Raw genomic sequence first — 8546 nt, forward strand, 5'->3', positions numbered from 1 at the left:
ATACCCAAGCCCTTGCGTTTTTTCTTCTTTTTGCGCTTCATCGCCCGGATGAAAGCCTCTTCCTCGGCATCTACCGCCGGACCTTCGGGAGTGAGCAAGCCCATACCGCCCGATATATCTTCACTGTCGTAGGCGGTCTGCCCGTGTGCCTTGTCCGCAGCATCCACAGGGATGGATAGCGGTATCGGCGGTTGTCCGGCGTATGGCAGGGTGAAGTGTTCCTGCAAGGCATTCGCCGAAAGCTCCTTACCCATGCGCGAACCGTTCAGCACGCATCCCGTGCGGTGGTCGATGAAGGTAGCCCCATAGATGCGCCCTTCCTCTGTGTAGCGCAGTACGGTGTCGATGCCCTTCTCTTTGAGTTGGGATACAAATTTGTCCTTGTCATAAGTGCCTTGCAGCACGGAAAGGACGGTGCGTTTCGTCATGTCTGCCAGTTTCCTATCCTTGATTTCCGATTTGGAACGGACAAACTTCTTCTGTACGGCTTCATAGCCTGCGGACTTCCCGAAAAGCGAGGATTTGAACGGGTTGCCCACCTTGTTACCCTTGTCGTCCGTGACGGAATAGACCAGCCCGTGATACTCCCGTCCGCGCACGTTGCCCCTCGCTTCCTCCACCGTCATATTATATAAGGAAAGGAGCGCACGGTATTCGCCCATCGTCTGGAAACGGTACTGCCCATTCAGAGCCTTCACGGTGTTGCCTACCTGCTTCTTCACATCACCTGCCGATGCGGCCACCTTGCGCAACGGATTATCCAATCTCTGATTTTTACGTTCTGCCGGATGCAATCCGTACTTCTGTTCCAGTTCCCTGCGGATACGGTCGCTGCGGCGGTAGAGAAAATCCCGGTTGAGCCTTTTCCCGTTCTCGTCCACGTTGACCGTCACGATGTGCAGGTGGTGGCGGTCGATGTCCTCGTGCTTGAATACAAGATAAGGCTGGTTTCCGAAACCGAGTTTTTCCAGATACTCGCGGGCGATATTCTGCAACTCAATATCGGTCAGCACATCCTCCGGGTGCGGGTTGAGAGAGATATGCACCACCGGCTTCTCGATCTTCATCTGCGGTGGCAGGAAGGTGAGAAAACCCTCCATCGCCTTGCCTATGTCCACCGTTCCCGAACCGTCATTGTAGATGCGGTTGGTGGTGAGAAGCCGCCCCTGCGCCTCGTTAATCTTCTCCCCGTTGTAGGCAATCGCGCCGTACAACGAACTTCCTACACTGATTTTTGCGACCATTTTGCCTCCATTTCCCTTGAAAGTTCCACAATCCGGCGGCTCAGTTTCACGAGTTCGACGGTGTGTTGCTCTAATTTGTAGAGCAACGCCATCGCCTTTTTCTCTGAAAAATGCAGCCTCAGTTCCTTCACGACTTGGTTGTAATTCGTACCCACGGCACGGAATTGTGCATGAAAATCCGACAGTTTGGTGTAATAGTCCACCAACGTCTTGTCCACCTTCAGCACCTTGAACGGTTGCCCGAAGAAGTGCGCTTTGAGGAAAACAGACCGTGCATAGACACCCGATTTTCCGAACATGGCGAGGAAACGGTTGTGTTCCTCCTCGTTGAAACGGACGGTGTACCGGTACACCGCCGGATCAAGTTTGGGATTTCTCCCTGATTTGCTTTTCCTTTTCTCTTTCATATTACTTTGGATTTAGCGGATTGACGGCATAAGCCGCCGCTTCGGATTACAGCACCGCAGTTCTGAAAGGCTTCCCGACTTCGGAGGGAAAGCCCGCCCCCTGCAAGGGCAAGTGCTTTTCGTGGCTGCTCAAAATATTTTGAGCGGCTGAAAAGACATCTTGCTATGTTCAGGTGAACATAAAAATCCGTCGGGGACGGATTGGGGATGATTCCTTTCAAACTCCGGGCTGCGCTACCTGCGGCGTACCCTGCCGTTCGGGTGCAAAGTTACGCCCTTAAGGCGATGTCCGACAGAGGCTTGACCCGGACAATCAGTGCCAACCGGCGCAACGTGCTGCCACTTGCCGGAGAAGTGATACAAGTTCCAAAATATCCTTGTTTATTTGCAGTGTGATTCGGATGTGGGACTGAAAATACACTCCTTCCGCCGGATGTTCGGACAGCAATCCGGGCATCAATCCAAACGGTTGAAAACAGGTGTATGTATTCAGATAGTTTTCCAAGCACACGTCCGTGCGGACGGATAAAAGCATGGACGGTTGGACAAACCGATGAATACCCGCAGGCACAGCCGGATTAAGGAGTGAATAAATAAATGAATGGGAGTGCGTGCGTACGTACTAATGACAATACGCTACCGCCACCGGACAGATGTATAACCAAATAAATTATCAAAAAAATGAAAGAAGCAACTTATGTGGCAATCTCCACGCAGAAAGGTGGAGCGGGTAAGACAACCCTGACAGTGCTTGTAGCAAGCTATCTGCACTATGTGAAAGGCTACAACGTAGCCGTGGTGGACTGCGATTTCCCGCAGTACAGTATCCATGACATGCGCAAGCGTGACATGAAAGCCGTCATGGAGGACGGGCATTACAAGGTGCTGGCGTATGAGCAGCTCAAACGACTGAAGAAGAACCCGTACACCATCAGATGCAGCCGTGCGGAAGATGCGGTAAAGACCGCCGAAAATCTGGTGGCAGCGCAGCCCGACCTCGATTTCGTGTTCTTCGACCTGCCGGGAACAATCAACAATGCCGATGTGGTGCAGACCATTTCCCAAATGGACTATATCTTCACGCCCATCATCGCCGACCGTGTGGTGATGGAGAGTTCCATCAAGTTCGCCACTGTCATCAACGAACAGATGATAAGCACGGGCAAGTCCGGCATCAAAGGGATTTACCTCGTGTGGAACATGGTGGACGGACGCGAAAAGACTGAACTTTACAAGGCATACGACAAGGTCTGTGCCGAGTTCGCCCTGCCCATTCTGGAAACACATCTACCGGACAGTAAGCGCTTCCGCAAGGAGACGGCGGCAGAACGCAAGGCGGTATTCCGCTCCACGGCGTTTCCGGCGGACAAAATACTGGTACGCGGCAGCAACCTCGACAAACTCGTCGATGAGATTCTCGGCATCATCAAAAACTGAACGGCATGGCAAAGAAAACAAGAATCGAGGACATCGACAGCGAAGCCGTAATCAACTCATTTCGACTGGACGATACAAGCATTCCGCCGGAAGCGAGAAGCACGGACGGGAACGCTCCTGTCCCACCTCCGAAAGAAGCGATACAAGAAGCCGTTTCTCCACCCGCCTCGCACTCCAAAGAGGAGCCGGAACGCAGGCGCAGGAACAGCAAGCCGGAAAAATTGGATTATGACACAGTATTCATATGCGGTTCCAATATCACGGCAAGGCTCGGCAAGCAGGTCTATATCCGCAAGGAGTACCACGACCGCATACAGAAGATGCTTCATGTAATCGGAGGCAACGAAGTGACTATCGCGGCATTTCTTGACAACGTGCTGACACACCATTTCACGCTGTTCCAAGACGAGATAGCCGAATCGTTCAAACGGCACATGGAATCCTATAATTTATAAACACTCAAAAACAACAAAGAAGTATGAAAAGAACAAATAAGAACCGTCAGGCTGAGTATCTGCAAACAGGAAAGAGTGAAAGAACCGCTGTCCGTGCAGCAAAGTGTGTAACCGACTACGGGCATGAAAATACCGACGTTGACTTCCGCAAGGATAAAGGCAGAGACAAACCGCTCTCGACTTTCCTGCAAGCATCGGAAATCAAAACGCGGCAATGTATATACATCAGCCGAGAAATTCATGAGAAAGTCGCTATCGTTACCAGTCGGATGGGAAACGGTTTGAGCATCGGCAAGTTTGTGGATAACATCCTCCGCGACCATTTCCGACAATACGGGCAGCAGTACATGGAACAGATTGAAAACGCCCAAAAAGTAAGATTATGACAAAGGCGTTTTTAATCGTATCGGTTGCTTGCAACGTGTGGTTTCTGTTTCTGCTGTTCTATGACCGCATCATGGACATGAAGCTCATCCGTTTCTTCAGACATATTGCCGGGCTGTGGCGGTCATTGGACAGTACGGTGGCAGAGCAAGGAAAGGATAAGGAAATACCTCACGCAGACACCTCGGACATCATTGGCAAGAGCCGTTTCAAGATGGCATCGACCCGGACAACCGCTGCCATACCGACGCAAGAAGCCGCCACTTCGGAAAAAGGCATTGAGCTGTCGGAGGAAGAGGCTACTTTTGACGACGGAAACACGGAAACCGTCTCACGCCCGACACAAGTACCGGAGGACAAACTCGATGAAACCTTCACGAGCATCCCGCCCTCGGAACTGGAGTACGGAGAAGATGAACCGGAGGATGAAGAACCAGACAAAAAGCAGGCTTCGGGAAGTAGCTTCGAGGATATTGACATGGCAGTACACACCATACGGAAGGAATCACCATCCGATGAGGAAATGCGACACGCCGGAAAGGTCATGACGGAACTGGACGGGACAGAGCTTTTCACAAGAATAACGGAACGCCTGACCGATGAAGCAATGAGCGAGAGGATTGCAAAGGCGATGGCAGTTTTCGTGGACACGGTGAACATGACCGTGACACAACAAAAGGAAAAGGTGTTCGTGATTCCCGACAACATCGAGGAGTTCGACTTCCGAAACTATGTATAACAACTAAAAAAGAATGGAAATGAAAACGTAAAATGACGACACCCACGCGCACGGCGGTACAAGGTACAGCCAACCCGCAACGGACAGCCCCAAGTCCGTAGAAACAAACGGGCAACCACTAAAACCAAAGTAAAGTAATCAAGTATCAACCGCCCGAAAAAGGACTATCCACCCTTTGGACGGCACAAAAAAGAACAGTTTATGAACAAGAACATCAGACAAAAGTTAATCATCGCTGCGGCACTTATGATTGCCGCAACCGCCTCCGCTTTCGCACAGGGAAACGGTCTGGCTGGCATCAACGAAGCCACCTCTATGGTGAGTTCGTATTTCGACCCCGGCACGAAATTAATCTACGCCATCGGCGCGGTAGTCGGGCTTATCGGTGGCGTGAAAGTGTACGGAAAATTCTCGTCCGGAGACCCGGACACCTCGAAGACCGCCGCCTCGTGGTTCGGGGCTTGTATCTTCTTGATTGTCGCCGCCACTATCCTGCGCTCATTCTTCCTTTAATAAACAATGTATGGCTGAATACCCGATAAACAAGGGTATCGGCCGTCCGGTCGAGTTCAAGGGTTTGAAGGCTCAGTACCTCTTCATCTTCTGCGGAGGTCTGCTGGCTCTCTTCGTCCTGTTCGTCATCCTCTATATGGTCGGCATCGACCAGTGGATATGTATCGGCTTCGGCGCGGCATCGTCTTCCGTCCTCGTATGGCAGACCTTCGCGCTGAACGCCCGGTACGGCGAACACGGGCTGATGAAATTGGGAGCGGCAAGGAGCCATCCCCGATACCTTATCAACCGACGGCGGATCACCCGATTACTCAAACGGCAACGAAAGGAAGAAACGACATGAGAAATACATCCAAAATGACAACACTGGAAAACAAGTTCCCCCTGCTGGCGGTGGAGCATGGCTGCATCATCTCCAAAGACGCCGACATCACGGTGGCTTTTGAGGTGGAACTGCCGGAGCTTTACACCGTGACGGGCGCAGAGTACGAGGCGATACACGGCTGCTGGTGCAAGGCTATCAAGGTGCTGCCGTACTTCTGCGTCGTGCATAAGCAGGATTGGTTCATCAAGGAGAAATATATGCCGGAGTTACAGAAGGACGACATGAGTTTCTTGAGCCGTTCCTTTGAACGCCACTTCAACGAGCGTCCGTACCTGAAACACTCCTGCTATCTCTACTTGACCAAGACGACGAAAGAACGTAACCGTATGCAGAGCAACTTCAGTACGCTGTGCCGGGGACATATCATCCCGAAGGAGCTGGACAAGGAAACCGCCGGGAAGTTCATGGAGGCCGCCGAACAGTTCGAGCGCATCATGAACGACAGCGGCTTTGTGAGGCTGCGCCGCCTCTCCACCGACGAGATTGTCGGGACGGAGAAGTCCGCCGGGCTGATAGAGCGTTACTTCTCGCTCATGCCCGAAGGCGACACGACCTTGCAGGACATCGACCTCTCGGCAAAAGAAATGCGTATCGGTGACAACCGCCTGTGCCTGCACACCCTCTCCGACGCGGAGGATATGCCAGGAAAGGTGGCTACCGACATCCGCTACGAGAAACTCTCCACCGACCGCTCGGACTGTCGCCTCTCCTTCGCCTCCCCCGTGGGGCTGCTGCTTTCCTGCAACCACATCTATAACCAGTATGTGATTATCGACAACAGCGAGGAAAATTTGCAGAAGTTCGAGAAGTCCGCAAGGAATATGCAGTCGCTATCCCGATACAGCCGGAGCAACAGCATCAACCGCGAGTGGATAGACCAGTACCTGAACGAAGCCCATTCCTACGGGCTGACCTCGGTACGGGCGCACTTCAACGTCATGGCGTGGAGCGATGACGCGGAGGAACTGAAGCATATCAAGAACGATGTGGGCAGCCAGCTGGCAAGCATGGAGTGCGTGCCGCACCACAATACCATCGACTGCCCGACGCTCTACTGGGCGGCGATGCCCGGCAACGCGGCGGACTTCCCGGCGGAAGAGAGTTTCCATACATTCATCGAGCAGGCGGTGTGCCTCTTCACGGAGGAAACCAACTACCGCAGTTCGCTCTCGCCCTTCGGCATCAAGATGGTGGACAGGCTTACGGGAAAACCGTTGCACCTCGACATCAGCGACCTGCCGATGAAGCGGGGTATCACGACCAACCGCAACAAGTTCGTGTTGGGTCCTTCGGGCAGCGGCAAATCCTTTTTTATGAACCACCTCGTGAGGCAATACTACGAGCAGGGTACGCACGTGGTGCTGGTGGACACGGGAAACTCCTATCAGGGCTTGTGCGAGATGATCCGGTGCAAGACAAACGGGGCGGACGGCGTGTACTTCACCTACACGGAGGAGAAACCGATTTCGTTCAACCCGTTCTACACCGATGATTACGTGTTCGACGTGGAGAAAAAGGACAGCATCAAGACATTGCTGCTGACGCTCTGGAAGTCGGAGGACGACAAAGTGACGAAGACGGAGAGCGGCGAACTGGGCAGTGCGGTGAACGCCTATATCGAGCGTATCAGGGCTGACCGGAGCATCGTCCCCTCGTTCAACACCTTCTACGAGTATATGCGCGACGACTACCGCCGCGAACTGGCGGAACGTGAGATAAAGGTGGAGAAGTCCGACTTCAACATCGACAATATGCTCACCACCATGCGGCAGTATTACCGGGACGGACGCTACGACTTCCTGCTCAACTCCACGGAGAACATCGACCTGCTCGGCAAGCGGTTCATCGTCTTCGAGATTGACAGTATAAAGGAAAATCGCGAGCTTTTCCCTGTGGTGACCATCATCATCATGGAAGCCTTCATCAACAAGATGCGCCGATTGAAAGGCGTAAGGAAACAGTTGATAGTGGAAGAGGCTTGGAAGGCTCTATCTTCGGCGAACATGGCTGAGTACCTGCGCTATATGTACAAGACCGTGCGCAAGTATTACGGGGAGGCAATCGTGGTGACGCAGGAGGTGGACGACATCATTTCCTCGCCCGTCGTCAAGGAGAGCATCATCAACAACTCCGACTGCAAGATACTCCTTGACCAGCGGAAGTACATGAACAAGTTTGATGCCATACAGTCCCTGTTGGGTCTGACGGAGAAAGAGAAGTCGCAGATACTCTCCATCAACATGGCGAACAACCCGTCAAGGCTCTACAAGGAAGTGTGGATAGGACTGGGCGGCACGCAGTCGGCAGTCTATGCCACCGAAGTTAGTGCTGAAGAGTATCTGGCGTACACCACCGAAGAAACGGAAAAAGTAGAGGTTTACCGTCTGGCGGAACAGTTGGGCGGCGACATTGAAGCCGTCATCCGGCAGCTTGCCGAAAGGCGGAGAAAAAAGGAATAAATAGAAACAGATTCATCAACTAAAAAAGAAAATGCGTATGAGTATATCAAGAACGAAAATGCTGCAAGTCAGCAAGTGTTTAATCGGGCTGGCGGTCATGGTGCTGCAATCCTGCGACATAACGGACAACCGACGCGACCTGCTTTGCGGAAACTGGGAGAGTGTGGAGGGCAAGCCCGACGTGCTTATCTACAAGGAGGGCGAAGCCTATAAGGTGACGGTATTCAAGCGGAGCGGCATCCGCCGCAAGCTGAAGCCGGAAACCTATCTCTTGCAGGAGGAGAACGGCAATCTGTTCATGAACACCGGATTCCGCATCGACGTGTCCTACAACGAGGCGACGGACATCCTGACCTTCTCGCCGAACGGGGACTACGTGCGTGTGAACCCGAAACCGGACCATCCGATAGGCGAGCAATAAATAATGAAATCCACTAAAATCCAAAGTAACATGAGAACAAGAATAACACTTATTATCTGCCTGTGCCTGTTTGCAGTCGGCAGGGCAAGCGCACAGTGGGCG

11 protein-coding genes are annotated in these 8546 nt (G+C 52.6%); 8 read left to right on the top strand and 3 right to left on the bottom strand.

What is annotated here, in order from left to right; all coding sequences use genetic code 11:
* The 3 genes from mobB to DW947_RS22045 all read right to left on the bottom strand — a co-directional run.
* Positions 1 to 1244, bottom strand: a 1244-nt coding sequence (gene mobB / locus DW947_RS20860; protein ID WP_119958621.1) for a conjugal transfer protein MobB, incomplete at its 3' end; no start/stop codon positions are given.
* Entirely contained in the window at positions 1223 to 1651 is a 429-nt protein-coding gene (mobA, locus tag DW947_RS20865; protein ID WP_004291488.1) for a conjugal transfer protein MobA, read from the bottom strand. The genes mobA and mobB, both read right to left, overlap by 22 nt.
* A gap of 269 nt (positions 1652 to 1920) precedes the next feature.
* The gene (locus tag DW947_RS22045; protein ID WP_074668551.1) at positions 1921 to 2100 is read right to left on the bottom strand and encodes a hypothetical protein; all 180 of its coding nucleotides are present in this window, start codon (positions 2098 to 2100) and stop codon (positions 1921 to 1923) included.
* Positions 2101 to 2332: 232 nt separating this feature from the next.
* On the opposite strand from DW947_RS22045, the gene DW947_RS20880 reads away from it, so the two are divergent.
* The 8 genes from DW947_RS20880 (at position 2333) to DW947_RS20915 (ending at position 8444) form a co-directional block, all read left to right on the top strand.
* The gene (locus DW947_RS20880) at positions 2333 to 3088 is read left to right on the top strand and encodes a ParA family protein (protein WP_005643916.1); all 756 of its coding nucleotides are present in this window, start codon (positions 2333 to 2335) and stop codon (positions 3086 to 3088) included.
* Between the two features lie 5 nt (positions 3089 to 3093).
* Positions 3094 to 3543, top strand: a complete 450-nt coding sequence (locus DW947_RS20885) for a DUF3408 domain-containing protein (RefSeq protein WP_004311202.1) — start codon at positions 3094 to 3096, stop codon at positions 3541 to 3543.
* Positions 3540 to 3929: a DUF3408 domain-containing protein gene (locus DW947_RS20890; protein WP_299338276.1), complete on the top strand. Its 390-nt coding sequence runs from the start codon at positions 3540 to 3542 to the stop codon at positions 3927 to 3929. Before DW947_RS20885 ends, DW947_RS20890 begins: the two co-directional genes overlap by 4 nt.
* Positions 3926 to 4666, top strand: a complete 741-nt coding sequence (locus DW947_RS20895) for a hypothetical protein (RefSeq protein WP_032595736.1) — start codon at positions 3926 to 3928, stop codon at positions 4664 to 4666. Before DW947_RS20890 ends, DW947_RS20895 begins: the two co-directional genes overlap by 4 nt.
* 201 nt (positions 4667 to 4867) lie before the next feature.
* Positions 4868 to 5179 carry a DUF4134 domain-containing protein gene (locus DW947_RS20900; protein WP_004311205.1) on the top strand — a complete coding sequence of 104 codons (312 nt, stop codon included), beginning with the start codon at positions 4868 to 4870 and terminating at the stop codon, positions 5177 to 5179.
* 10 nt (positions 5180 to 5189) lie between these two features.
* Positions 5190 to 5522: a DUF4133 domain-containing protein gene (locus DW947_RS20905; RefSeq protein WP_004311206.1), complete on the top strand. Its 333-nt coding sequence runs from the start codon at positions 5190 to 5192 to the stop codon at positions 5520 to 5522.
* Positions 5519 to 8023 (top strand): TraG family conjugative transposon ATPase, encoded by a 2505-nt coding sequence (locus tag DW947_RS20910; RefSeq protein WP_005827325.1) that lies wholly within the window; start codon positions 5519 to 5521, stop codon positions 8021 to 8023. The genes DW947_RS20905 and DW947_RS20910 overlap by 4 nt, the downstream gene beginning before the upstream one ends.
* Before the next feature lie 37 nt (positions 8024 to 8060).
* A complete protein-coding gene (locus DW947_RS20915) occupies positions 8061 to 8444 on the top strand; it encodes a DUF3876 domain-containing protein (protein WP_004308928.1) in 384 nt (127 codons plus the stop codon).
* Positions 8445 to 8546: the final 102 nt, after the last annotated feature.

It is taken from the genome of Bacteroides sp. AM44-19, assembly GCF_003603395.1.
Taxonomy (GTDB): Bacteria; Bacteroidota; Bacteroidia; order Bacteroidales; family Bacteroidaceae; genus Bacteroides; species Bacteroides uniformis.